At 42.1% G+C, this 25,418-nt stretch carries 23 protein-coding genes and 2 pseudogenes; 5 read left to right on the forward strand and 20 right to left on the reverse strand.

Annotated features, from left to right (window positions below; translation table 11 throughout):
* Nucleotides 1-44 precede the first annotated feature (44 nt).
* Nucleotides 45-155, forward strand: a pseudogene (locus tag MKY28_RS09895) (GlsB/YeaQ/YmgE family stress response membrane protein); the annotation flags it as partial.
* A gap of 124 nt (nucleotides 156-279) precedes the next feature.
* Here MKY28_RS09895 and MKY28_RS09900 read toward each other — a convergent pair.
* Entirely contained in the window at nucleotides 280-1,215 is a 936-nt protein-coding gene (locus MKY28_RS09900; RefSeq protein WP_340029316.1) for an NADP-dependent oxidoreductase, read from the reverse strand.
* Between the two features lie 142 nt (nucleotides 1,216-1,357).
* Between MKY28_RS09900 and MKY28_RS09905 the strand changes: the two are divergent.
* Both MKY28_RS09905 and MKY28_RS09910 read left to right on the forward strand, forming a co-directional pair.
* Nucleotides 1,358-1,498 (forward strand): annotated as a pseudogene (locus MKY28_RS09905) (nitroreductase family protein); the annotation flags it as partial.
* A 336-nt stretch (nucleotides 1,499-1,834) separates the two neighbouring features.
* Entirely contained in the window at nucleotides 1,835-3,391 is a 1,557-nt protein-coding gene (locus tag MKY28_RS09910) for a glycine betaine uptake BCCT transporter (RefSeq protein WP_076253202.1), read from the forward strand.
* A gap of 190 nt (nucleotides 3,392-3,581) precedes the next feature.
* On the opposite strand, the gene MKY28_RS31710 is transcribed toward MKY28_RS09910, so the two are convergent.
* From MKY28_RS31710 to tnpA, 3 genes are all read right to left on the reverse strand, one after another.
* On the reverse strand, nucleotides 3,582-3,716 hold the full coding sequence (locus MKY28_RS31710; protein ID WP_445670890.1) for a universal stress protein: 135 nt from the start codon (nucleotides 3,714-3,716) through the stop codon (nucleotides 3,582-3,584).
* Between the two features lie 71 nt (nucleotides 3,717-3,787).
* The gene (locus tag MKY28_RS09915) at nucleotides 3,788-5,677 is read right to left on the reverse strand and encodes a nuclease-related domain-containing DEAD/DEAH box helicase (RefSeq protein WP_340935856.1); all 1,890 of its coding nucleotides are present in this window, start codon (nucleotides 5,675-5,677) and stop codon (nucleotides 3,788-3,790) included.
* 812 nt (nucleotides 5,678-6,489) lie between these two features.
* On the reverse strand, nucleotides 6,490-6,963 hold the full coding sequence (gene tnpA, locus MKY28_RS09920) for an IS200/IS605 family transposase (protein WP_100529447.1): 474 nt from the start codon (nucleotides 6,961-6,963) through the stop codon (nucleotides 6,490-6,492).
* Nucleotides 6,964-7,691: 728 nt separating this feature from the next.
* Here tnpA and MKY28_RS09925 point away from each other — a divergent pair.
* On the forward strand, nucleotides 7,692-8,636 hold the full coding sequence (locus tag MKY28_RS09925; RefSeq protein ID WP_340935857.1) for an NAD(P)-dependent oxidoreductase: 945 nt from the start codon (nucleotides 7,692-7,694) through the stop codon (nucleotides 8,634-8,636).
* Between the two features lie 168 nt (nucleotides 8,637-8,804).
* Here the strand turns inward: MKY28_RS09925 and MKY28_RS09930 are convergent, their stop codons facing one another.
* The 12 genes from MKY28_RS09930 to MKY28_RS09985 form a co-directional block, all read right to left on the reverse strand.
* Nucleotides 8,805-11,717 carry a hypothetical protein gene (locus MKY28_RS09930; protein WP_340935858.1) on the reverse strand — a complete coding sequence of 971 codons (2,913 nt, stop codon included), beginning with the start codon at nucleotides 11,715-11,717 and terminating at the stop codon, nucleotides 8,805-8,807.
* 94 nt (nucleotides 11,718-11,811) lie between these two features.
* The gene (locus MKY28_RS09935) at nucleotides 11,812-13,143 is read right to left on the reverse strand and encodes an ABC transporter substrate-binding protein (RefSeq protein ID WP_340935859.1); all 1,332 of its coding nucleotides are present in this window, start codon (nucleotides 13,141-13,143) and stop codon (nucleotides 11,812-11,814) included.
* A 40-nt stretch (nucleotides 13,144-13,183) separates the two neighbouring features.
* Nucleotides 13,184-14,341, reverse strand: coding sequence for an efflux RND transporter periplasmic adaptor subunit (locus MKY28_RS09940; protein WP_340935860.1), 1,158 nt, complete (start codon nucleotides 14,339-14,341; stop codon nucleotides 13,184-13,186).
* Nucleotides 14,342-14,377: 36 nt separating this feature from the next.
* Complete coding sequence (locus MKY28_RS09945; protein ID WP_340935861.1) at nucleotides 14,378-15,256, reverse strand: carbohydrate ABC transporter permease; 879 nt, start codon at nucleotides 15,254-15,256, stop codon at nucleotides 14,378-14,380.
* 17 nt (nucleotides 15,257-15,273) lie between these two features.
* Nucleotides 15,274-16,140: a carbohydrate ABC transporter permease gene (locus MKY28_RS09950; RefSeq protein ID WP_338706117.1), complete on the reverse strand. Its 867-nt coding sequence runs from the start codon at nucleotides 16,138-16,140 to the stop codon at nucleotides 15,274-15,276.
* Nucleotides 16,141-16,509: 369 nt separating this feature from the next.
* Complete coding sequence (locus tag MKY28_RS09955; RefSeq protein WP_340935862.1) at nucleotides 16,510-16,665, reverse strand: hypothetical protein; 156 nt, start codon at nucleotides 16,663-16,665, stop codon at nucleotides 16,510-16,512.
* Nucleotides 16,666-16,752: 87 nt separating this feature from the next.
* Complete coding sequence (locus tag MKY28_RS09960; protein WP_340935863.1) at nucleotides 16,753-17,238, reverse strand: nitroreductase family protein; 486 nt, start codon at nucleotides 17,236-17,238, stop codon at nucleotides 16,753-16,755.
* A gap of 16 nt (nucleotides 17,239-17,254) precedes the next feature.
* Nucleotides 17,255-17,830 carry a nitroreductase family protein gene (locus MKY28_RS09965; RefSeq protein ID WP_340935864.1) on the reverse strand — a complete coding sequence of 192 codons (576 nt, stop codon included), beginning with the start codon at nucleotides 17,828-17,830 and terminating at the stop codon, nucleotides 17,255-17,257.
* Nucleotides 17,831-17,850: 20 nt separating this feature from the next.
* Entirely contained in the window at nucleotides 17,851-18,333 is a 483-nt protein-coding gene (locus MKY28_RS09970) for a MarR family transcriptional regulator (RefSeq protein WP_017688279.1), read from the reverse strand.
* A 329-nt stretch (nucleotides 18,334-18,662) separates the two neighbouring features.
* Nucleotides 18,663-19,187: a DUF3841 domain-containing protein gene (locus MKY28_RS09975; protein ID WP_036615368.1), complete on the reverse strand. Its 525-nt coding sequence runs from the start codon at nucleotides 19,185-19,187 to the stop codon at nucleotides 18,663-18,665.
* A 21-nt stretch (nucleotides 19,188-19,208) separates the two neighbouring features.
* A complete protein-coding gene (locus MKY28_RS09980; RefSeq protein ID WP_155985137.1) occupies nucleotides 19,209-19,376 on the reverse strand; it encodes a hypothetical protein in 168 nt (55 codons plus the stop codon).
* A gap of 899 nt (nucleotides 19,377-20,275) precedes the next feature.
* Nucleotides 20,276-20,425, reverse strand: a complete 150-nt coding sequence (locus MKY28_RS09985) for a hypothetical protein (protein ID WP_179086457.1) — start codon at nucleotides 20,423-20,425, stop codon at nucleotides 20,276-20,278.
* A 368-nt stretch (nucleotides 20,426-20,793) separates the two neighbouring features.
* Between MKY28_RS09985 and MKY28_RS09990 the strand changes: the two genes are divergently transcribed.
* On the forward strand, nucleotides 20,794-21,174 hold the full coding sequence (locus MKY28_RS09990) for a hypothetical protein (RefSeq protein WP_076327486.1): 381 nt from the start codon (nucleotides 20,794-20,796) through the stop codon (nucleotides 21,172-21,174).
* Between the two features lie 147 nt (nucleotides 21,175-21,321).
* On the opposite strand, the gene MKY28_RS09995 is transcribed toward MKY28_RS09990, so the two are convergent.
* The 4 genes from MKY28_RS09995 to MKY28_RS10010 form a co-directional block, all read right to left on the reverse strand.
* Complete coding sequence (locus MKY28_RS09995) at nucleotides 21,322-21,528, reverse strand: IclR family transcriptional regulator domain-containing protein (protein ID WP_339193474.1); 207 nt, start codon at nucleotides 21,526-21,528, stop codon at nucleotides 21,322-21,324.
* Nucleotides 21,529-22,005: 477 nt separating this feature from the next.
* Nucleotides 22,006-22,968, reverse strand: coding sequence for an amidohydrolase family protein (locus MKY28_RS10000; RefSeq protein ID WP_036615371.1), 963 nt, complete (start codon nucleotides 22,966-22,968; stop codon nucleotides 22,006-22,008).
* Between the two features lie 16 nt (nucleotides 22,969-22,984).
* Complete coding sequence (locus MKY28_RS10005; RefSeq protein ID WP_340935865.1) at nucleotides 22,985-24,412, reverse strand: ABC transporter substrate-binding protein; 1,428 nt, start codon at nucleotides 24,410-24,412, stop codon at nucleotides 22,985-22,987.
* A 122-nt stretch (nucleotides 24,413-24,534) separates the two neighbouring features.
* Nucleotides 24,535-25,416, reverse strand: a complete 882-nt coding sequence (locus tag MKY28_RS10010) for a carbohydrate ABC transporter permease (protein WP_339193470.1) — start codon at nucleotides 25,414-25,416, stop codon at nucleotides 24,535-24,537.
* Nucleotides 25,417-25,418: the final 2 nt, after the last annotated feature.

Here is a 25,418-nt window from a genome sequence, read left to right on the forward strand (position 1 = left end):
GCCGAACATAACTTGTAATAAACTCGAAGAAAGGAGAAAAATCCATGGATCTGCTCTGGGTACTCATTGTTGGTGGACTTATTGGCTGGTTAAGCGGCAACTTGATTGGGCGGGACGTACCGGGTGGTGTACTTGGGAACATTATTGCGGGTTTTGCGGAGCCTTTCGAAGACGTTAACAAAGATAGGCGGAAACCGATCCCGTCGTTCATTAGTACAGGATGAACATAAAAAGACCGAAAGCATTCATCGATGGAAGATGAACACTTACGGTCCTTTTTTAAAATGTAATGACAATCTTACCTACAGCGTGGTGAGTTTCACTCAAAGCATGTGCATCATAAATCCCCTGTCTACTAAACGGGAATGTGGCCCCTACAATCGACTTTATCTTTTTCTCTTCCATCAGATCTGCCATTCTCTGCAATTGATCACCATCTGGCTGTAGCCAAATCCCCTTTGCTAAAACATTGTGAGACTTAGCAGTATCATGATTGGGTTCACCAACAATGGTAATCAGTCTTCCGGTATTTGGCTTAAGCACCTTATAGCTATTTTCAGCTACTTCTCCACCCATCGTGTCAAACACTAAATCTATATCTTTTAGAATCTCTTCAAAGTTTTCCTTTTTGTAATCAATGACCTGATCAGCACCTAAAGAATAAAGAAGTTCATGATTTTTTTCACTTGCTGTTGTAATAACATGAGCGCCGGCATTTTTTGCTAATTGAATGGCATACATACCTACACCACCAGCTCCAGCGTGAATAAGTACAGTTTCACCTTCTTTTAGATCGCCATGAGTAAACAGTACCTGCCATGCTGTTAAACCAGCCAAAGGTACAGCCGCAGCCTCCTCATATGAGATTGAATCAGGTAGTTTTGCCAGAAGGTGCTCATCAACTGCTGTATATTCAGCATACGAACCGAAACGTGTTGTATCAGGACGACTGAATACTCGATCTCCAACTTTCCATTTGCTAACGTTTGAACCGATTTCAGTTATGACCCCGGCTACATCCCAGCCTAAGATAATAGGAAATTCCCAATCATACATTTCTTTTAAGTAACCCTCTCTTAATTTCCAATCGATTGGATTAATGGATGTAGCCTCTAATTTTACAACCACTTGATTGGCTTCTGCCCTCGGTTTATTCACTTCCTGCTCAACTAACTCTTCTTTACTTCCATATTGATTAATCACAACTGCTTTCATTTTTGTATCACTCCTCTAAGCTAATAGCCTTTTACGTGCTATTCCTGATTATTTATTTGTATCTAGTCACTGGGGTTCATGCATATTATCCTTACTCATTTTTAAACAACCAGGATAAAATTATGCAAAAGCTTTAGGGATTTTGAGTTGTGTACACCAACAAATAAACGATTTTAACGAAATTATTTATGGACGCCGCTCCATTAAGATATACGATTCATCCGTAAAAATCAGCAGGGAAGAAATGACTCAAATCATCAATGAAGCTAGCACTGCCCCTTCCTGAATCAGTAAAGAAGAAGTTGCAATGATGACCGACATGCTTACACGCATGCAATATAATCTGAAGGATATGTAGATTTAAGATGACAGTCAGCCTTCTCCAGATATCTTTTCATAAATGAATAAAACTAGTTAGATGAGATGATACAATATCTAAGATTAACAAGAGATTATAGACCATATATTATTCATGCAAGTTCAAAACAAACCGCTGAGTGTTTCATTACATGGCGGTTTGTTTTAATTTATCAACAGCTAGCTTTTCGAAATATTACAAGTTGGACTAGCACATACTAAGGAAACAGTTGGCTGAAGCTTACATAATGGAGGTCTCATCATGGTATTTACAATCACAATTATCATCGTTGCACTGTTTGCAATATGGGGAGCCGTCGCTCCTGATCAGCTAGCGGATGTGGCTAATGTTGCCTACAACTTCTCTATTCAGAATTTTGGCTGGTTTTATTTGCTAGCGACACTGTTCTTCCTGATCTTTGCTTTCTATCTGGCGTTCAGCCGGTTTGGGGGTATTAGGCTTGGGGATGACGATGATGAGCCGGAGTATTCTACGATTTCCTGGCTGTCCATGCTGTTTAGCGCGGGTATGGGCATTGGGCTGGTTTTCTGGGGAGTTGCTGAACCGCTATCCCACTATTTATCTGCACCTGAGGGGGCGGTACCCGAAACAACGCAAGCAGCCATACTTTCAATGCGTTATTCCTTTTTCCACTGGGGGCTGCATCCTTGGGCTATCTATACCGTCATCGGCTTAGCACTTGCTTACTTCCAGTTCCGGAAAGGATACAAAGGGCTGATCAGTTCAACCTTTATTCCTCTGATCGGTGAGCGTCTTGCTGCTGGCTGGCTTGGTAAGGTTATTGATATTCTGGCGGTCATATCCACCATCTTTGGTGTTGCGACCTCGCTTGGATTGGGTGCTCTTCAGATCGGCGGGGGTCTGAATCACTTATTCGGTATTCCTAACTCGACTCTGTCTCAGGTTGTCATTATCATAGTTGTAACCGTACTGTTTTTAATCTCGGCAACCTCCGGTCTGGATAAAGGTATTAAGATTCTGAGCAACGTCAACCTCGTTATAGCTTTGTTATTGATGTTGTTTGTATTGGTGACTGGACCGACTTCTTTTATATTTGACACATTCACAACAACCTTGGGCAGTTACATGCAGAATATTATTAACATGAGTTTGAGACTGACGCCGTTCTCAAGAGAAACCTGGATTGGAGCATGGACGTTATTTTACTGGGCATGGTGGATCTCGTGGGCTCCTTTTGTCGGTACTTTTATCGCAAGGGTATCCAGAGGAAGAACCATAAAGGAATTTGTAATTTACGTCATGGTTATTCCAAGTCTTTTCGGATTTATCTGGTTCTCCGTCTTTGGCGGAACAGGACTTCACATGGAATTGTTCAATGCCGCTCATCTGGCGGAGGCTGTCAAGGAAGATACGACAACTGCTTTATTCCTTATGCTGGAGCAGCTGCCATTGGGCACGATCGTGGCATTCATCGCCACAATGCTGATCATGATCTTCTTTATTACGTCGGCTGATTCAGCTACCTTTGTACTGGGCATGCTCACTTCAGATGGCAAACTGGACCCAAGTACAAGAGTGAAATTAACCTGGGGAATCATGCAGTCCTCCATCGCAGTAGTACTGCTAATCAGCGGGGGGTTAACTGGCCTCCAGACGGCATCCATTGTAACCGCATTGCCGTTCGCTATTGTCCTTATCGGTATGTGTTTCTCCCTGCTCAAGGCTCTAAAGGCTGAGGACAAAGAGCGCCGTCAGAAGGAAAAACGGCAGCGCCAAAAGCTGAAACGACTGCTGGAGGAACAAGAAATCTCGCTGAATGAAATTTCCGGCAGGTAATGTATACTCGATGTTAAAACTAACAAAAGCCCGCGTCCTTGCGGGCTTTTTATTATTTCATGGTATTGATTTTTTGAGATCTGTCATGAGTTCTGATTGAACCCCAGGAAGAATGATTTCTAACACTTATTTATACTATAAACGTTCCCCGCCGTATAATAATGCATCATCTAAACAGTTCTCGGAGGAGTTAATGTACAATAAGGACCGGGCAACTTGATAGCTGTGAAACCTTGTGGCTGACACTTTCAAGCATCATTTCTTTTATGCCCTTTAGCCCACGGCTTCCGATAATAATAAAGTTGCTACTCGGTATCCCTTGCATAATTCAATATTTCATGCCCAGGATCTCCCTTAAGCTGAACAGTTTTCGGGTTAATCCCCGAAGACTGTAATTTAGATTTGGCTTGGTGCAACAGTTCCAAACTCGCTTTTTCCATTTCGTTCAGTAGGCTTCCAATCTGGATCGAAGCTATCAAACAAACTGCTATACTCCACAAAGAAAGGGTGATATTTCTTATTTCCTATGTTAATAATTATTAGATTTTTTTTACAACGGGTCAATCCTGTGTATATAAGTTCATCCATTGTAATTAACTCTCCAGTTTCTTCTTCTCCCGATCTTCCCTCGATGATAAGTACCAGATGATTAATTTCCCATCCCTTGAAACTATGAATTGTGGACAGTTTAGTCGTGCCGGCACTCATCCAAAAATTCGCTTTCTTGCTTCGACGAAGTTCATCAATCTTCATCTTTAATATGTGAGAATCTTGTATTTCCCGATTAAGTTTTCGGTTAGTTTCCAAGTTCTCAAAAGTAGTGGTCGTCCTCTCATTGAATCTATCTCGAATATAGAAATCGAATTCCTGCAATATTTCTACATTCATACCAAGAAAGCATACGTCATTAGGATGAGCCCCCATCGAACGGATTATACTGTACAAATCACTTACACGATCTGTTGAAAATTCATTTGTATAGAAATATTTTAGATACTCCGACTTTGGAGAAGAGAAATCTAGAAGTAGCTGAAAATCGTCCTTCTCATACTTTTGTAATAGAAACGACTCTTGAAATGTCGATACAAGTTCACATAACCGATTAGATAAGCGATAAGTCTGGTCCAACTTATTCCATGCTCCGGGTACTGTAGTTCTGATCTTTTGTTCATCCAATTCTCTTCCGTAAATATTCTGTTTCTCGTCACCAAAAAGCACAAATTCGCCATTATCAGTAAGAAAAAACTGACGAATAATACGTTGCCACTCAATACGAAAATCCTGGATTTCATCAATTAAAACAACATCATAGGGTATAATATTCTCTCTATACGGTGTAAAGAAATCTACATTTTCATAATCATCACGGTGAGGCACGAGATTTAGATTATTGCACTTACTATTGAAAAACTGATGATAGTTATTAATTTCAAAGTTGTCCCAAGCGATATCTTCCCGGACGCGACTGATTTGATCGTGTATATAGTTCTTAAGCGAAATATTGAAGGTAAGCACAAGCACCCTTCCTTCAGTTCGTAAATATGCGTTAATGGCTCTTTTGGCAAGCACAAGTGTCTTTCCAGATCCCGCAACGCCCTTAATTTTTTGATGCACTGATTTACTTTGTATTAAATCCATTTGTTTCTTGTTATAAATTATAGGCTCCATATTTTCTATCCCGTGTAAGGATGGTTTTAGATATCTTAAACAATTCATATAAATTTCGTCCGTAAACAGTTCAGATGTTCTATCTAGTCTTCTTTTTCTCAAAAGTTGCCTCAACCTCGTCGCGTTCAATGAGTTATTGCCCAAGATATCAATATAGTCATGATCACTCCTGGTTTCTTGCTGAACAAAGTCTAGAGCTCGTTCTTCGGTCTCGTTATGAAAGTAAACAGCTGTTTGGAATATCGCATACATCGACGAATTCCAAACTTTACTTTCTAATAGTCCTTCAATATGCAGGGAGTACATATTCTCCTTGTATCTGTGTACCTGGTTCAGTGGAGACTTAATATCACCACTATGGTTAACAAGCCCCCATATGTTCTCTCTTTTCACACAATAATGCTGTAGATGCCAATCTTTCACTTCAATAATCCATGCTCCCGTCCTTCTCCTCAGTACAATAATATCAGGATTATCCCCATTCAATTGAGGCTGAAAAAAAACTTCATATGTATCGTCTAAGTAATCAGCTAAAAACATAAGCAAGTGCCATTCTCCTTCCGTTGGCACAACTTTTAGCTGCTTCACTACATCTAGCGTTGGGTAAAAAATTGCCATATAAAAACTTCTCCTCCTATTCAATTGTCCAAAACTTTCTCCTTTACAACAATACTAAGCTTTCGTTTGCACCCATGTTTGAACAGAGTAAAACTCCACTCAGTTTTAAGAAGCTATATAGATGGTTTCTTTCAGCAAGGCTTGGTCTATCTTGGTTTGTGTTTCTGGAGTACGTCTTATGTATTTCATTCCTACTCATACCTAATCTGTTTTAATTTCTTTAAACCCAGCTACACGCGGAACTTTATGTATTAGCTGCAGATACGTATGTGAGACAAGACTCCGACTAATTTATGCAACCCAAATATATCAGTCTCCCCTTTTGATTGCTTTTACCAAGAACTCACTACAAATCTGATTAAATTCCTCAAATGTAACAACGGTATCAACACATTCCTCATTTGAAAAGTCCCAAAGCATTTAAACAAGCTGAGATATATTCTCCAACGCGGCCAAACGAACTAGCATTATCCCCCTCCCCGTATTTTGTAAAGATATTCAAATTTATTTTATCATACCTTCATGCTAACCTGCCCGTTAGTTTAATGAATTTACGGACAGCATAACGATTTGATAACGGCTAATCGGCAATTGGACTATGTTCTTGTTCATTCCGGTTATCAGAACAAGTTCTTGTCCTTGGCTCGGGACACGACCTTGTTCTGATAAAATCAGGACCACCCGTCCAACGGGTGGTTTGCTCTTGGGGTATAACCCCCTGTTGCCAAACTGCGCCTAAAGACGCTAGCCTGACAGCAGGGCTGTTCAGGCTCAGTGTTATTTGTCACTTTCACTCACCAGTTAAACTGGTTTTACTTCTTTTTGCTCCGATTACTGCTGAATGGATCTTCGTATTCTTTTACACTCAGCTTATCTAACGCTTGATCATGTGCTTCTTGTTCACGAATATACTTTCTTACCGTTGCTTCATTTAGACCCACTGTACTCACATAGTACCCTTCTGCCCAAAACTTTCGATTGCCATATTTATACTTGAGCTGGGCATGCTTCTCGAATATCATTAGTGAACTTTTCCCCTTTAGATATCCCATGAACGTGGAGACTGCCATTTTCGGTGGAATCGCTACCAACATGTGAACATGATCGGGCATCATGTGACCTTCTATAATTTCTACTCCCTTGTACTTACACAGACGTTTGAAAATTTCGATTAAATCTTTTCTCACTTGATTATAGATTTCTTTCCGTCTATACTTCGGGGTGAATACAATGTGGTATTTGCACATCCACTTTGTGTGAGCTAGGCTATAGCTCTTGTTTGCCATCTAAGACCATTCCTTTCTTTTGAGCCTGAACATCTCAATTTTATCGGAATGGTCTTGGTGGTCAAACCCTCGATCCCTCCACCCGCATAGCGGGTGGTTTTTTGTTTCGCGCGTTTCACGCACTCAACTGGCTAAAGCCATAATAAAAAAGCCGCTAAAATAGCGACTTCAAAGGGAACATGTTCTTATCCTTCGACATTTATAGCCACCTGTCTGAGGACAAGAACATTGTTTCATTGCCCCCATCCCAGAATTTTTATCGCAATAAAAACCCGTTAATCTCATCTTATCACACAGATTAACGGGTATAAAAACTTAATTTTTTCACATAAGCCTCAACTGATTTTTGAATTGTTTTATTTTTAACATCCTGGTCACCTCTGATTAGTATTGCGACCGAATGAGGTGTATAGGACTTCATAGCATACGTATTCCGTTTGGCACTTTCGTGTTGATATGGGCAAACGTATTTGCAAGCTAACACTTCTTCATTTTCTAAATGGTTATACTCAATAGAACTTGATGAAATTTTATTGATAAAATTGTATTTAGAATATATTATTGGGAAATATCGATCTCTCATCATATTTACTTCGTTCCAAGAAGGTACGCTAATTTCCTTACTTCTCTTCCTAGCTATTACCAGCCAACCATTAAAAGGATAAAATGACGTGCATCAAACGGGTTTTATTCGAAGAATGGTATAGCTTATGAAAGGTGGTTTAGCAATGAAAATTCTGATCGTTGGCTATTTTAGCGAGACCTCAAAATCAAATATTGCAAGGAGTTTTCCGCAAGACTGGAACGTTGTAATTGTTCCGCCCGGAAAAGAAATGCTGCATCATATTGAAGATTGCCAGGTAATCATTCCTGAACATATTAAAGTGGACCACAGCCTGCTTTCTAACGCAAAAAAATTAAAATTGGTACAGACAGGTGCAGGATTTGATAATGTGGATGTCCCTGCCTGTACACAGCGCGGCATTTGGGTGGCCAATGCTGGAGGAGTGAATGCACAGGCAGTGGCCGAGCACGTCATGGCACTGATATTGTCTTATTATAAAAACATACCGTTTCTTGATACTTTCATGAAAAACAAGATGGATGAAAATCAATTGGACTATACAGGGAGTGAGTTAAAAGGAAAAACGATTGGAATTATCGGTTTGGGTGCTATTGGAAAAAAAGTAGCTGCGTTTTGCAGGGTCTTTGACATGAATGTGCTGGCGTATGCGAGAAATGCCACTGTACAATCTGATGGTTTTGTGAAAATGACGGACTTCGATACTCTTGTAAGCACATCGGACATAGTCAGTGTACATGTACCCTTGAATCAGCAAACCAAACAGCTGATCAACAAAGCGGCATTCAAAAAAATGAAAAATACCACTCTTTTTATCAATACAGCCCGCGGAGGCATTGTCAACGAAAGAGACTTGATTGATGCATTAAAAAACGGGGATATTTCAGGCGCATGCCTGGATGTGTTTGAATCTGAACCGCTTCCTATTGACAGCGAGCTCCGGAATCTGGGTAATGTGATACTTACTCCCCATACAGCAGGAATGCCTGATGGTCGGAAATTTCATAAAACAAGATATGATTTCTTTATAAAGAATATAAAACGTGTAGAAAATGGTGAAGAGCCTGAAAGCAAGCTCAATCAGTTATGATGTTTTGGTGCAGGGGTACCTTTCCCCGTGTACCGATAAAATAAAAAGTCGCCTAAAAAAGCGACCTTGATGGGAGTATGTTCTTGTCCGTCGACAAAAAACATCTCCGAAAATATAGTATCATATCTTCAGAGATGTTGTCCTCCAACAGCTTGTATATTATTATCTTTATTCGCTATCTGGTTTATTGGCCTGCTCTTCATATATGAATGGATAGACTTGACTTCCGAGCAACATTCTTCGTCCTTGGAACTCATCATACAGATTGATTCGAACTGTCCCACTATTTATGATTTTGCTTAAGTTGGTATTCAAGTTCATGAAGTATGATTTATTATTGCCAACGGTTAAATCGGTACCAAGTGTTAATACCTTCTCTATGGATTTCCCGCTCGGGTCAATGACTTCCATAATGAGCTTATGGTCAGTAGAACCTGTCTCATAATCTCCATTTCTTAAGAGATCATAATAAATAACGATATTAAGCATATCTTCCCCTGCGCTAAGCGTTCCTTCACCTCTCGTAATGTTGAGCTGATACGGAAACAATTCCACATGTTGCAGGTTCGTTGCTGGTTGTACAACTCTAGGGCTAAGTGCTAAACGAACAGTATTAATAGAGCCCGTGAGTTCATCCCCCACATCTGCCATCTTTCCATTCGCAACCCCTTCTCCGACATACAGTTCAAGCTGCGAAGTATTCACATTTAGTGGAAGCTTGCTCCAGACCGTCACCAGGTTTTTCCCTTTCGGACTGGTTTTGGCGGACGATTGGCTAACCTCTGCCTCAAAATACTCGTTATCTGGTGTTTTGTAGTAAGCAACTAACTGTGACTGCTTGGATTGCCGTTTTTCCTGGTTGGTCATTTCCAGTTCCGTGTACATTAGATTGGACTTAGCGTCATGGTAAATGGTGGTCAAGCGTTCACGGACTTCTGATTTCTTGCCCGGAGTATGGATGGGATAAGAGTCGCCTGCAGGAACCAGGCTCATAACGTTGTTGAACGCGTTAAAGTTCAACGACAGAAATTTAGTAATGTCCTCGCCTGCTGTTTCCTGGAGCTCAATTCGTAATTGATTGAAATTATACGAATACGGTATGTTGGCAAGGATATAGAGTTCCACGGTTTCATTGGGCGCCAAGGTCGTTTGGTTATCCTGTACCACGATTTGGCCTGTATTACTGAGATCCCGCATTCCAGCAATTATTGCTGCTTTTAACACAGGCAGCTGCACGGTCGTCGTTTTGGTATTACGAATGCTGATTCGGGCTACGATCTGATCTTTATCTCCCCATGGCAGCCGCTGATATGAGCTAAGCTTCACGCCAAATGTCCCGTGACTATTCTCGATGATATTCTCTGAGCCCTGATGGCTTTTGCCTTCCTGAGCATATGGAATTTTATAAAGGGCCGTCGGGAAGCTAATCTTCCCTTCCATAGCAGGCTCCGTCAATTGCAGTTGCAGCGTATTCTGTTTCATATGCAATGGCACATCTACATCCAGATCGATAAGCTTCTCCTCCATCGGCTTCAGCGTTTGTTGGTCAAATGCCTTGGCATTCACCGGAATGCTATAACCTTCATCCGTAAAGATGGAAAGTTCATAAGCTGGCAGCTTCACGGATTTTTCACTGAGATTTTTAATGCGGAATTGAATATTCCATTTGCCAGTATTGTTCTCAGTATATACAGAAGCATATTTCAGCTGCGTTTCAATCGTTTGATGGTTCACCGAAATTTTTCTGATGCCATAATCCGGCACAGGCTTATCAGCGGTGACGGCTGGAAGTTTGAAGGTTTTTACTGGTAGCATCATGTTCAACGTTTCGTCTTCTTGCGTAAATTGCATCGTCATAAGTTCTGTTTTAAGGTTGGATGGAACCTCTGCCAAATAATATATCGTTCGTTTCTGCCCTGGCTGGATCTTGAAGTTGCTTCCTGTATCATCCTCAGGCACAAGATCGAATACTGAGCCCCCGGCCGATTTCAGTTGTGCTTTATATCCTGGATCGCTTAGTACCTTCTTGCCACCGTTCGCAAATTGAACGGCCACTCTCATGTATACTTTTCCATTATGATTCATTCGCTGCATCCGTTCCGCCTTGACCGTGACTGGCTGCTGTTTCATCATGATCTTGGTGCTTTTTCCCTTCACTACAGCAACATCCGGGGTTGCATCGGGAAGTTTGAACGATTGCACTGGGATCTGGATCTTCAATACTTCATCTTCCTGCGCAAGCTGCAGAGTCATGCCAGGTGTCTTCATCGTGGAGGGTATCTCAGCCCAATAACTGATGACTCTGCTCTCCTGAGACTGAAGTTTGTAGCCTGAGCTGGCTGAATCGGGTACAAGCTCAAATGTTGAACCGCCCGCTGACCTTAGATATGCTTTATACCCAGGGTCACTTAGCATCTTGGTTCCTCCGTTTGAGAGCCCTAGTCCCAATTGAACATACACTTTTCCATTAATTTTATACCTCTGCAAGGTATCCACCTTGGCTGTGACAGGAAGATTATTTATTGTGATCTTTTTGCTCTTACCTATCGGAATTATAGATGAGTACTGAGCAGGAATCGTGAATTGTCCCAGCTTTTTCTGATAATTTGCGCTGTTAAAATCCCATCCGAACATGGAAATTTTGATCCCGTTGACCTTTGTCGAGTTTCCAATGTTCGCATAGTATGTCACAGATAGGCTGCTGTTCGCAGGCACCGTTCGTTTATCAGCATCACGGGTCACTGCTTTTCCTTTTATAGTCGTACCACTCGGCGTAGAAATCTTGGAAAAATAATCGATAAGATCCACCCTATTGCCGCTGCTGTTACTGTAACGAAGCGTATATATGAGAATACTTCCACCTGGCTGAGTAAAAACATCCGTCCCGGTCAGCTTTACATGGACGCTCTGCTTCAACGAAACTGAGCCCAGTTGATCTAATGTCAGACCAGACGCGGCTACAGCAGTTTTGGAAACGAGGTGATCAGCCGTGGATGCCGCGTATACGTCAAGGGCCATGAAATGACCCAACACGGCGGCACTGAGTAGTATTGTCACAACTGTTTTTTTCGGCCTATACATGAATCTACCTCCCTGTATAAAAAGACATTTGCCCGCTTTTCATTCTGTGAAGCAGGAAGCAGCGCACGAATGCAGGCTGCTTCCCGCCATTTACCTATTCGTTTAGATAAGTTGTGACCCGGTTTTGGATCAGTTTGGCTACTTCCTCGGCAGTTTTCTGTCCGCTAAAGAATGCAACGGACTCTTCTCCGGCAATACTTAACACTTTAACATCCAGATCTACATATTGATCGGCGGATTGAACAATTTGTTTAAACACGGCGAACTGTTCATCCGATACTTTTGCCATCTCCCCATTTGGAAGCTTGTATTCGCCATTTTTAACTTTTTCTTGAAGATCATCAATTTTCTTTTCATTCACGGATTTAAGCATCGAGAATCCTTCTCGATCTTTTAGCATTTGCACTTCTTCCGACAATAAGAAGCTGATGAACTTCCAGGCTTCATCCTTTACGGGCGATTTAGCATGGATTGCGAACTGTTTTATAGTAGCTACTCGCGAGCCTTTTCGATCTCCGGTTTCTCCCGCCTGCGGTGATTGCAGCAGCTTGGGTTGATCAAAAAGCATGTAGGGACCTTCGATAAAATCAATTGGCGACGTAATTGACGTGGAATTGAACATTTGATTGCCCGGCTTTGCTTCTTCCGATGTCACAATCTTTTCCTCGTACATTTGTTTAACCTGCTCGAACAGATTCACAAATTCGAGAGAATCGAATGTGGCCTTTTTGGCCGAAGGATCGACAAATGCAGCATAGTTCTCAACAAGCATCTCCTGAAAGAGGAGTTCGGGCGGGTAGGACGCTAACGCATAAACCTCATCGGTACCGCTTTTCTTTTGGATTACTTCCTTTGAAACCTTCTCAAACTCTTTCCAGTTCCAGGTCTTATCATCAAACTTAACATTAGCGTTGCTCAGCATTTCCCCATCTCCTACAAATGCTCGTAACATGTACCCCAAAGGTACGGTATACATTCCATCATTCACCTTCAAACCGTCCAAAATATTCATTTGCAAATCGTCTTTATCCAATGTCTGATCTTTATTGAGCAAGTCGTTCATGTCGAGAAGGAAACCTTTGCTTACATATTCTTTGAATGGGAGGTCATCAACTTCAATGATATCCATGCTTTTTCCCGATAACATGGCTGTATTCATAGAATTCCGATACTTCTCGTAGTCCCCTGATCCCCATTGTTCTCCCGTCTTATATGCATTGATCTGAAGATCGATGTCCGGGTATTTCTCTTCGAACTTTTTCTCCACTGTTTGATAGAATGGGGTCGACTCTGTCACAGACAGGGTAAGGACTGTTTTTCCATCTTTCGATGTCACTTTATCCGCTGTACTACTTCCCCCGGAACTGCATGCGGTTAAACTCGTGATAAGAACCCCCATAGAAAGGATCAAAATCCACTTTTTCATTGTATAATTCCTCCTGAACTCTTCTTATTGTTACGTCTCACTATTCCAAGCGGATACGGTCGCCATCTTGCAGAGGCTCGCTACTTTTCAGAATGATCTTATCCTCTGCATAGATGATGTCGGTTTGGATCATCGTTTCTTTGTCATTCTTCTCGCTGGACTCAATCTTGACTTTGCGAACAACAAATACATTACCGAGTGCCCCCGGCTGCTCCTCGACTACAAAAACATAAGTGCCTTCCCGGTCCTGATGAATAGCTTCATTGGAAACAAGCAGCCCTTGATCGAGAGAACTTTTCTCGATTTTAACCCGAGCCTGCTCACCTCCCTTCAGTTCGGCATCGAGGAGCTTAATACGAAGGATCTTTTGAGGGAGGGTTACCATCCCCGCTCCTTCATCAGATGCTCCCTCTATAAGTGGCTCTGCATTAATGATTTCTTCAATGATGCCGTCCATGCTGTTGGCTTGCCGCTCTTGATCTGTATCTACCTCTACCTTGATCCGCTCTCCGATGGATATCCCTAACCTGGACAAACGCTTTGCATCCGCATTAACCTCGAACTTGTACCCTTGCCCGCTGTTCGAGACAATGATATCTGGCTCACCTGCGGAAGCCAGTCCTTCTACCGCGTTCAACTTCGTTATAATACCGTCGAACGGAGCGGTCAGTACCTGATCTTTGGTCAGTTGTTCTCTCATTTCGTTGATCTTGCGCTCCTGCGCAGCAATATCAAGTTTGCCTTTTTCAATTTCACGTTGTGCGCTGCGCAGCTTAAGTTCATCTTCTTCGAGGGACGATTGGATGAACTGGTCCTGAAGATTCTGCTGCTCAATCTTCTGCTTATCCAGATTTGTTACTTCAAGTTCAATTTCTTGTTTTGTCGATTGACTATCATAGGTGATGAGCTTCTGTCCTTTCTTTACACGATCGCCTTCTTTCACAAGAATCTGCTGAGTCTTCCGCTCGGTTGAACCGGATAACTTGGCTTCAGCGATCGGCTGAAGGATTCCGCTACCTTCAATAACTAACTGGATGTCTCCCATTTTCGGCTGCTCCGTAGTCACTTTCGGTAAGGTCAGCGATTGAAGCGTATTGCTAAACAATGTGAAGACCAGCAGCAATCCCATAAAGCTTATGAACACGACTAGAATGATTCGCTTTTGTCTTTGCTCAGCAGCCCCTGTATTTAACTCCATATCCTTTCTTCTCCTCCCAAAACCAGCACTGAAAAGTTAACCTTTAACTCCGGATAATTGAATACCCTCAATGAAATACGACTCCGCATACAGAAATACCATCACCATCGGGGCCATATAGAGCATGGATGCAGCAAAAGCAATACCCTTGTCGCTTTGATTAATCGTGGATAAAAAGACGGACAGCGGCTGCTTGAACGGGTCGTCTAAAAAAATAAGAGGCTGTTCCACCATGTTCCAATAATCAACGAAGAGCAAAATCACAAGTGCGGCTAATCCTGGCTTGATCATCGGAACAATCATCGTAACAAATATCCTTAAATGTCCTGCTCCGTCCATTTTGGCAGCTTCAATATAGGCGTAGGGAATGTCCAGCATGAATTGTCTGAGCATAAACACGCCAAAAGCTGCGAAGATGCCAGGAAGAATGATGGCACTTGTACTATTCAGCATCCCAAGCATATCGACCATAATGTAATTGGGTACCAGCGTGACTTGGAATGGCATGAGCATCGTCATGACATATACCAAAAACATAGAGTCCCGGCCGCGAAATTTTAGCTTGGAGAATGCATAGGCAGCCAGAGCCGCAACAAGAGTCTGACCTACAATAATCGGTACGACCATGAACACCGAATTCCAGAACATCATCATAAATTTCGGGTTGTCGATAAATACCTTCCCGTACTGTGCAAAGGAGACCTTATCCGGAATCAGCTTCAGGTTTGCAAATGCATCGTCTCTACCTACGGCGGCTTCATTCATTTGCCCGATGAGGCCATAATTGATCCCAATTTCCTGTTCTGTCATCATCGAATTTGTGAATATAATCACAAATGGTGATATTAAGATCAAGGCAATAACACTCAGGATGAATGTTAATACACCATTTTTCAATATGTAGACTATTCGCACAGACTTTACTTCACCTCCTATTCCATGTACTGCCGATGCCGACGCTCCATCGCAAACAGAGCTAGAACGATCAGCAGTATACTGACAAACATCAAGGATGCCGCTGCGGTTAGTTTCTGAATGTCGAGTGATATGAACATATTATTCATATAGTGCTGCATCATGTAAATACTGTCATGGGGATAACCGCCAGCAATCAGATACGTTTCCCGAAACACTTTAAATGAGTTAATAATGGACATAATCACTACAAAAAACATCGTCGAAGTCAGATAAACCAGTGTAACACTCCGAAATTGCCGTAAACGACCAGCACCTTCAATACGAGCCGTTTCGTAGTAATCCTTCGGTATTTGCTGAAGTCCGGCAAGGAATAAAATAACGTTGTAACCTATGTTCTTCCATATATAGACCATAATCACGACTATACGTGCCGATTCGGATTTCATCCAATCCACCCGTCCGTATCCGAAACTATCCAACCAGGCGTTAAGGGACCCGTTCCAATCAAAAAGGATCTGCCAAATCATGATGATCGAGGCGGTGGGCACAACAAGCGGCATCACATAAGCTGTTCGAAGCCATTTTTGGATATAGACATTTTTATGTAGAAGCATCGCGAGCCCCAATGACAGCATGATCATAAGTGGAACACTGATCGTACTGAAATATAACGTGTTGGAAGCTGCTTTGAGGAAAGAAGCACTTCCGAGCAGCTCACGATAATTATCGAGTCCCACAAAATGACCGTCTACCGAATGGCTCATAAACGAATAATACACGCCCATGGCAAACGGGATAAGGTAAAAGAGTGCAAATCCGATGCCGCTTGGCACAAGGAAGAACATGGCCGCCGAAGCATCCTTACGGAGCCATTTTTTCATGGTTTTCTAAATTCATCCTTTCACTGTTAACTTTAGTCTTTCATTCTGTTTCCTGTTTTGCCTCCCTTTCCACTCATTTTAGAAAAGAGTGTTTAAGAAAATAGTGGTAAGATATTAAAAAATTCTAAAGTTTCTTACTGATTTTGCGGTTTCGTGAGCAGCTTAACGAATTAAAGGGCAAAATAATGATTAGATACGCCTAATAGGCACTTGGTAGAAGCTCTTGCCCCGCGGCATCACTTTACTTTTTTTCTATTCTTATTTCATCTAGGGTTGCATTTTTTCAATGCATAATGATACAGAAAAAAACCTCAGCCGGGTTAACCGAGCTGAGGTTCTTTTAACTTTCTAGAAGGTCTCGCGTATGCTTTATTTAATAACTTCAACCTTTTTATCCCCTGCTGACTTCGCTACTTCTAACGTTGTTGTACCTTGAGTAGCGACTATCACGCCAGTAGCCAGCATAGAAACGATTAAAGCTGCACTGAGTGCTGTGGACATTTTCTTCTTCTTGACCATACTCATACCTCCTATATTTATTATGTAATAAGCGGCTCAAGACGATGACGAGCCGAGGTTTTCCATTTGGAGTCTCATCCCATCGTCCCCAACTTACAGCAGTTCAAAATGAAGTTGAGTCTCAGGTAACTTCGTATTTCCTTTCCACTGATTTGCACCGTATCCCAATTCCAGAACCGCAGCAATGCGCTCGTTACTCAGTACACCAAACATTTCAGTACGGCTCGGGTCGTACATCCAGTCATGCAAGGTACAGCGCACACCCAGACTTTGCTCATGAGCCAGCAAGCGGAAATTCTGAATTAGGCAGCAGACAGCTGCAAAGTCCTCTTCCCGCTTATATTGATCCGCCTCTTCCTTCACTAAGACCAGAAGATACGCAGGAGCCTGGTTCTGTAATCCCTGCATGATGTCCCCATACCGGTTATCAGCAAAGATAAATCGCCACGGTTCTCGGAGGCCATCATTTGGCGCCCATACGGCATGATTGAGTAACTCAAGGATTAGATCCTGTGATACCGGTCGATCCAAAAACTCACTCGGACCGTCCATGTCTCCTTCCAAATCTGACAATTTCATTTTACATCCTCCTCTTCTATGTAGACTGCCCTCGCAATACGGTCCATTTCTGCTCGGCTGGTGTCCTTTTCCGACTTCTTGGTACTTTGTCGTAATATCCTATATGAAGAATACCAACAAATCTTTCATCCTCACGTAAGCCAATTCCATTGAAGAACCCTTTATGCTGAATCATGAACTCTGTATCCCACAACATTCCTAACCCTCGTTCCCAGCCCAACAGTTGGAAGCTCTGCATCACCCCGCAGGCAGCCGCATAATTACGGTCATTGGTCAGACGATTCGGTCCTACAGTCGACATAACAATGACGTGCGCAGGAATATCGGTAAATCTCTTTTTAAAAACATCCAGAAGTTTCCCTGGAATCAGCTTGCCGAGCTTGCTTTGTGACATCTGTTCCAGCATGCAGTCCACCAACCGTTTGCGTGCTTCTGGAGTTCCGGCATATACTACACGCCATGAGCCAGACTCAAGATATGGTTGAAGCCGTATAGCCTTACGCAGTAGTTCAACAACCAACTCCTGGTCCACCGGCGTAGAGTTACATTTACGAATACTCCTGCGCTCCCTGATCAATTCTGCCAGACTCATATGCTTCACTCTCCTTTGTTCTATCTGGATTCAATATTTATACTGCTGTCTTGAAGAAATTGATGGATTACTTTTAGCTCCGTTTCCGAATATTTGTCAAGAGTACGATAGAAGCGCTCAGCCTCATGTATATGCAAACGTTCATGCAGTTCAAAGATCTTTTTGCCTTGCGGTGACAACCGGAAATAGCTCTCCTTTTTGTTGTCGTTCATTTTCGTACGTTTGACGAATCCTTCCTCCAGCAGTTTGTTGCCAATTTTGGTGATACTTGCTTTGGACAAGTTCATCGCCTCGGCAATACCCGTGTTGTTAATGGGCTCATGCTTGCCTATGCAATCTATCATATGAACCGCGGTCAAATGCTGAGGGATTTTCTCGATGCTTTCACGCTGGGCGATACTTAGGAAATGCTCGATTTCTGTATCCTTGTGGTTCTCATACACATGTAAAAAACGGATAAATTGGTCATAAAGCAACTGTTTTGTTCGATCTTTTGAGATCATTCTTTGATCGCTCCTTATTTACTTGTAAACAAAAATATTCTTTTAAAAATAGAGTTATTCTAAATAAATTCTAATATTTAGTTTACTGGTTAACAATATACCATGAATGATAATGCTTATCAACTATATTCTCTGACATTATGAATGATGAGTTTAGAGTACTAAACCACCAGATTAATGACTTTAGCCCTCACACATTTAGGCTATTGGCCATATCCTAACTTGGAATTGTAAGTAACGATTAAAAGGAAGGATTTTTCAATGTTCCCCCAACAACATTTGAAAAGAGGTCATGATATGTCTTATTTACCTTATTGTTATAATTGTTATTAGTATAACTTTGATTTACGACTAATATATTGCTCTACTCTCTTCACTTTTTCTAAGTAGATTCGTCCCGTAGTTCCCTGAAGCCATGCACCATTACCTGTCCAATTAACATCAACCGCTCGATTTAAATCAAAAATCCGCTCCCAACTTTCTTCTTTCGTCATTTCTAGTATCCCCTTATTAAACTCACCTTCTTCATGTTCATTATCAGAGCAAAATCCATTGTTCAGTACCAGGTTCCATCTATCAAGATCTGATATTAGTACATCTGTCTCCTTGAGATCAATGGTCAATCTTACGCATTTAGTTCCTCCCTCAAAATGTCCGGTAGATCTCATATCCGGCTTTTTGATCCATAGCCAGATTGGATACTCACCTTTATAATTAGGTAATCTTGTTTTCATTTGTTCCATCATCCATATGTATTGTTTTGGAAACATTAAGTGTTCAGAGCTTCCCTCCAAGTAACCTGTTTCTTGAGCTTGTTTCCAAACCTCTGATGTCTGCATACTCCAATAAATCATTTTCTTGGGTACCTCCTTGCTTTAAATTTCTCGCCAGTCTTCCCCATATTCTCTTTCTAACTCATCTTTAAATTTAAAGTATAGATCTTCAATTTCCTGATATACTTGCTCCTCTCGTAACTCCAAATCATTGTATCTAGCCTCGATCAAATAAAATAACAGAGCCTTTTCCCTAAATTTTAATTCCATCTTACGTGTCTCCTTATAAAATATAGTTCAACTAAGATAAGTTTTGGATCTCTCTGAAGTACAGATAAATCATCTTTTTTGCTTAATTCCTTAAACAAGTCCCGTTGCTCACCATATATATTCTGAGTTGGCGTTGCAAGCTACATTCCCTTCTCTTTGTATCATGCCGCTTGTCCTTTCTCTTTTCTATAACTGATTGAGCCTCAAAGATAAATTCCATATAACACATCGTAACGGTTTCTAGCTGACATGACAAACTGTGAACAAAAGTAGCCGATCACGTTGGTCGACTGCCTTTTTCGTTTTATTGATCTCATGTTCCCAGTTAGCTTAACGCCTGTACCCGGTCTACAACTTTATGATTACGGTCTAATTCTTCATTTCATCGAACACAACAGATCTTGTTCGTTTCTCCGCTCCATGCGTTACTGTCTTTATATGGACAAATATGTAGTACTAATAAAAGAAGGTTCTCACGTCCATGTGCCCCCGTACTAAAGAACAAAATGAGCTCATACGTATGTAGCGCAAAGAACAAATCCTGGACGTCGCCGCGCGCTCCTACTTTTGCACCGGACTCGCCCGACTCGCTATGCAAGCTATTACGAATGGGGCCTGATACGAACATGATCATTTTAAAAAGTGATTATGAAATCGAATCCATCCGTAAGGCATGCCAAGTGGTGGCTGAATGCCATCGTAAAATTGCCCAGGTACCTGCACGAGGTGCCAATGTATAATTGGTAATTGCGCACCATGATCTTGTCCCTCGACATCAATTCATAATGATAATGAAAAAACCTCAGCTCGGTTAACCGAGCTGAGGTTTTCGCATCAGGTGCTTCGAATATGCCCTAATTGGGACGATATAGTCGCACCTAAGCTTCTTCATAGTAAGGTCACGCTTGTGCTTTAATAACTTCAACCTTTTTATCACCTGATGATGCCTCTAACGTTGTTTTACCTTGGATAGCGACTATCACGCCAGTAGCCAGCATAGAAACGATTAAAGCTGCGCTGAGGGCTTTGGACATTTTCTTCTTGACCATAACCATACCTCCAATGTCTAATTACAATATTTAACTTTGTTGGGTAATCCATCTGGTGATTGTATTATAACCGTACTGACAATGATTGTAAAAGGATTTGTTCCTTCCTCCGGTTGCCCTCTATTGCGACTGAATATGCCAGTGAATTTTCCGTGGTTACATAAGAATCTAAATAACCTAAAAATGGTTTACAATTACGACATTAAATGTTACATTAATTTGAAATTGAGTAATTTAATAGATTCGACTGGGGTTAAGGATCTGGGGATTACGAAACTGAGGCAGTGTTTGCCGTTTGACAGTCTGGTAAGTATGAATATGACGGTGGTTCTAAAACACCATTCATTCAACATTAGGAGGATATTCTAATGAAAACAAAATCACTAAAATTAATTACAGTTGGTGTGACTTGTGCTTTAGGGATTGGAATAGGAGTTTATGGCTGGGGAGCTGCATCTGCCGATACTAGTCCCTCTAAAGATCAAATGGAAATAAAAATCAATGATAACGGTCAAACATATGGTTCATTTATTTATCATGATGAAACAGAATTAGATCTAGTTAAGGCTTTTGGTGTAGACGGAACTGAAGGTTACATCAAGACTTCAGATATGAATCAAGATTTGCCACAAACTCCCGAAGAAGCAATTCAGAGTATGAATGAACCAAAATTCGATAAGTATATAAACTTGTACGATAGCAACGAGAATATTATCGGAAAATTTCTACTCACTAGTTCAGATGATTAACACTAAACTATACTACTCCCCCAAAAAAAGGCTCTCCATGATGATTGAGGGCACTTTAAAATGCCAACATTTATAAACAGGATACCCACCTCATTTCTGAGAAGGGTTATTCTGTTTTCTTTGCTCCTTGATCGGCTTCCTCGTTATCTACCGCAAAACCCGATTTTGCTCCTGAATTTCAGGTGATTGAAAGGCTAAGATATATCTTCCCACCGCCGTTTTAATAACAGGCAATTTTTCTCCTTTTTCATAATGTGTCCTTGTCGGAAAACTACCTGGAATAATATGCGTGGCAAGAACGGAATCATCACTCAAGACACCGATAAAGATGGTTTCGCCAGTTAATGTCTTCAACTCGTCAGCAACTCGAAGAATACTTAGATTAAAAACTATGATCTTGAAGCTTACTCATTAAAACACTACAATGTCTTTGATTTCAATTGGCATGGCGCTACCATCCCCTCAATTACTTTCAATGAATCTCCCACGTAATCGGTTAATTTGACGATCACACTATGCATATCTTCTACAAAGTAATGGTGCGATCTATATTCTCTGCAACTCCTTCGGGATGATCTCTATTACGTCAAAGCAACGTTGCATATAACTTTTGTTCATTACATACGCCCTCTGTTTAACCACCTTTCGTTTAATCTTAAAATGTCTCATACTACTTGAAAAGTAGGCACCTTTTTATTAGATAGGAACCAGAATGTAACTAATGGGTGTTAACAACAAAACAACCGTTTCAAGAACGATTGTTTTGTTGTTACATTGTCATGACAGATTAAACTATTGTTTTGTAATGTTGAGTTATCGGTTCCTAACACTTTAAATTAACTTTTTCTCTATATCAAAAAGCTTAGAAATGCGGGGAAATAGACGAAAGGCATTGCCATAAGCGATCGCTTTCGCGTTTTCTTCGCTGATCTGCTGTGCTTCATGGAATACCGACTCCCGTTGTATCCGAAGGACGCTGTCCGCTGGCCAAGGTATGTCCGCTCCGAACAGAATCCGATCAGGCGCAATCAACTTTTGGATCGTGCCGAGGTTCAACGTGGAATCATAATAAAGGTGGTCCAGTTTGGCTATTTCAGCTTGAAATTGTTCCGGTGTTGTTTCAACCTGAATCGAATCTTGTCCGATAGCGGCAAGCGCAATTCTCCATTTGATATACGGAACCATGCCCCCTGTATGGGGAAGAATGAACGTAATGGATGGATATTGGTCGAAAATGCGATGAACAGCCATCGTAGTGACAGCCCGCGTTGTATCGAAGGTGCCCTCAAGCAATGCAGGACTAAGCCCAGCGATTTTTTGTGGTATAAGGATGGGATGTAGAAACACAACAGCACTGCGTCGATCCAATTCGGTTAACAATTCGGTGTAATCCGGATGGCTTAAATATTTACCCTGATAACTTGTCAGCATTGCAACACCATCCATCCCAAGAACATCAAGTGCATACAAGGTTTCTTCCATGGCTGCTGCGGGATCGGGGAGTGGAAGCGTTGCAAATGCACCATACCGCTCAGGATGAAGTTGAGCATACGATGCGAGCTCTTCATTCATTTTACGTGCCAATGCGTTGGCAGAAGATTGGTCGATGAACGTCAGGTCTGACGGGGCTGAAAGGAATGAAAACGAGATGTCACATACATCCATTTTTTGCATCCCGATCTCGGGCGTCCACTTCGGCATAAAACTTGGAATCTCCATTCCCAGCTCCCGCTGCTTTCGTTGCATTTCTTTAGAGATGATATGGTGGTGAACATCAATGACAGGATTAAACATGCGTGATCAGCTCCTTCTATTTATTTTCAAGCCACTGGTTTAACTGGTTTTGCTTTTCCGTCAATATTTTCTCTACGCCTGCATTCTTTAGTTTGTCGAGATAAGCACCCAGTTCTGACGGGTCAAAAGTTCCTGTCTGAAAGCCTGCATCATACTGGTTTTGGACGTTGGCCACCGAGGTAATTTGTGTTTTGACCGGATTGATGTCGAAGCTGAAACCCATCGCCCTTGATTTTACGGCACTCTCATTTTCGCCCCTCAAGTGCTCCCACATGTCAGGATCGTTCCCTTCCCATATATAGGACAGGAAATTGTTCCCCACGGCATATTGGTTTGAATCGTATCCTGTTGCAGTAACGCCATCCGGCTTGCCGATTAGGTCATTATCCCGTTTAACATAATGCTTGCCTTCGATCCCATTCGTAAACAGATTAATGACTGCTTCGTCCGAGTAAAACAGTTCCAATACTTGAATCGCCTTATCCGGCTGCTCACTGTTCCTTGCCAAAGACATCATGTTGGAAGCTACGCTATTTCGTGTCATATACGAATCCTCAAGGGGGACGCATACAAGTTCAGTCCCAGCCGCAAGTGATTCCGAGTAACATTCATTGATATTCCGGATATACGAGAAGGCTTTGCCTGCCTTGATCAGATTGGCCCCCGTTTCCTGTGACGTTGCGACGTCTTTGCTGAAATAACCTTTTTGATACCAATCACGCATCAGGTCAGCCATTGTGGAGAACCGCGAAGTCGCAAAAAGGTTCTGCACGGTGAAGTCCTCCCCGCCAAAATCCAGTACGCCAGGTGCTGTTCCCAATGGATCAAAATTCAGCATGGCTTGTCCGGGTGTTTCCTGTGAGTTATAGCTGACAATCGGCGTGACACCCGGCTCCTTGTCCTTGATAAGCTGCAATACAGCAGAGATATCATTCCAGGTTTTTATGGCGCTAAGGTCAATAGCATGTTTATCGGCAAGCTCTTTGTCCATCACAAAACTGGGGGAAAGTGCCCAAGCTTTAATACTGGGAACGCCATATGTTTCGCCATTCATCTTCCCGGCTTCTGCGGCTTCCTCCGGAACAGCCTCCAGTATCTTTTTACCAAATTCATTCAACGATTCGTCCATGGGCAGTAACTGCCCCCTGCCGATTTGGGATTCAAGGCCGAACCATACGCTGGTATACACCAGATCCAGTTTCTCGCTGCCCGCCAGCATCAAGTTCATTTGATTGGCATAGTTCGATCCATTAACAGGCAAGAGCTTCACGGTGGCGCCTACCTTTTCCGCTGTAATATCACTGATGGCTTCCTGAATTTCCTTAACATCTGTTACATCCCCAAAAGCTGGATACGTCATGACCACTTCATACATGTCTGTTGCTGAAGCTTTTCCAAGTTCTGCCCCCTCCTTACTGTCTGGGTTTCCGCATGCCGTCAACAATAGAGGGGCCGCACAAATTAAGGACATTACCTTTATGAAACCCACAGGCAATCTTTTTCTGAACATCTTCATTCACTCCCCATGTTTGCTTTTGGATAAGACATCTTGGATACGAAGCATAACTAACCTTTTACGGCACCAATAGTCAATCCCTTGACGAAGAACTTCTGGAAAAACGGATACGCTGCGATCAGCGGCAACACGCCGATTACGGCAATAGCCATTCTCACACTGCCGAGAGGTACGGATGAGACAACTGCTGTCTGACCAGACAAACTGCTTTGCTGCAAGTACTGGACATCAGACAACATTCGATTAAGCAGGTTTTGAATGCTGTAGAGGCTTCCGTCATTGATGAAGATCAGACCGTTAAACCAATCGTTCCAATACGAGATCATGAGCATCAGACCAATGGTTGCCAGGCTTGGGAGAGCAAGCGGGAGAACGATTTTGCAATAAATAACCCATTCGTTGGCTCCATCCACATAGGCTGACTCCACGACTTCGCCGGGAATTGATGTGGAAAAGAAACTGCGCATCAACAAAATGTAGAACCCGTTGGTCAGTAAATTCGGGATGATTAGCGACCAGATGGTATCTTTCAAATGGAAGAGATCCGTATAAACCAGGTACATCGGCACCAGCCCCCCATTGAAAAGCAGGGTGAAAAATACGAAGAATGACAGGAACGAACGAAATGGAAGCACATTTCTGGATAGCGGATAAGCGACCAGGGTTGTGATCAACAATCCAACGATCGTGCCCACGACCGTGATGAACGTCGTAATTCCATACGACCGCAGAATCAACGAATACTGATTAAACAGATACACATAAGCATCGAAGCTGAATTGAGCCGGGAACAAACGATAACCATCCCTGATAATGGCTTGTTCCTCGGTTAGGGAAGCGGATATCAGAAGTATAAACGGAAACACTGCAGCGATTCCCATCATGATGAGCACGAGGTGAACAGCCATTTGATATATCCTATTTGAATACATGT

The sequence above is a fragment of the Paenibacillus sp. FSL R5-0473 genome (genome assembly GCF_038004565.1).
Taxonomy (GTDB): domain Bacteria; phylum Bacillota; class Bacilli; order Paenibacillales; family Paenibacillaceae; genus Paenibacillus; species Paenibacillus amylolyticus.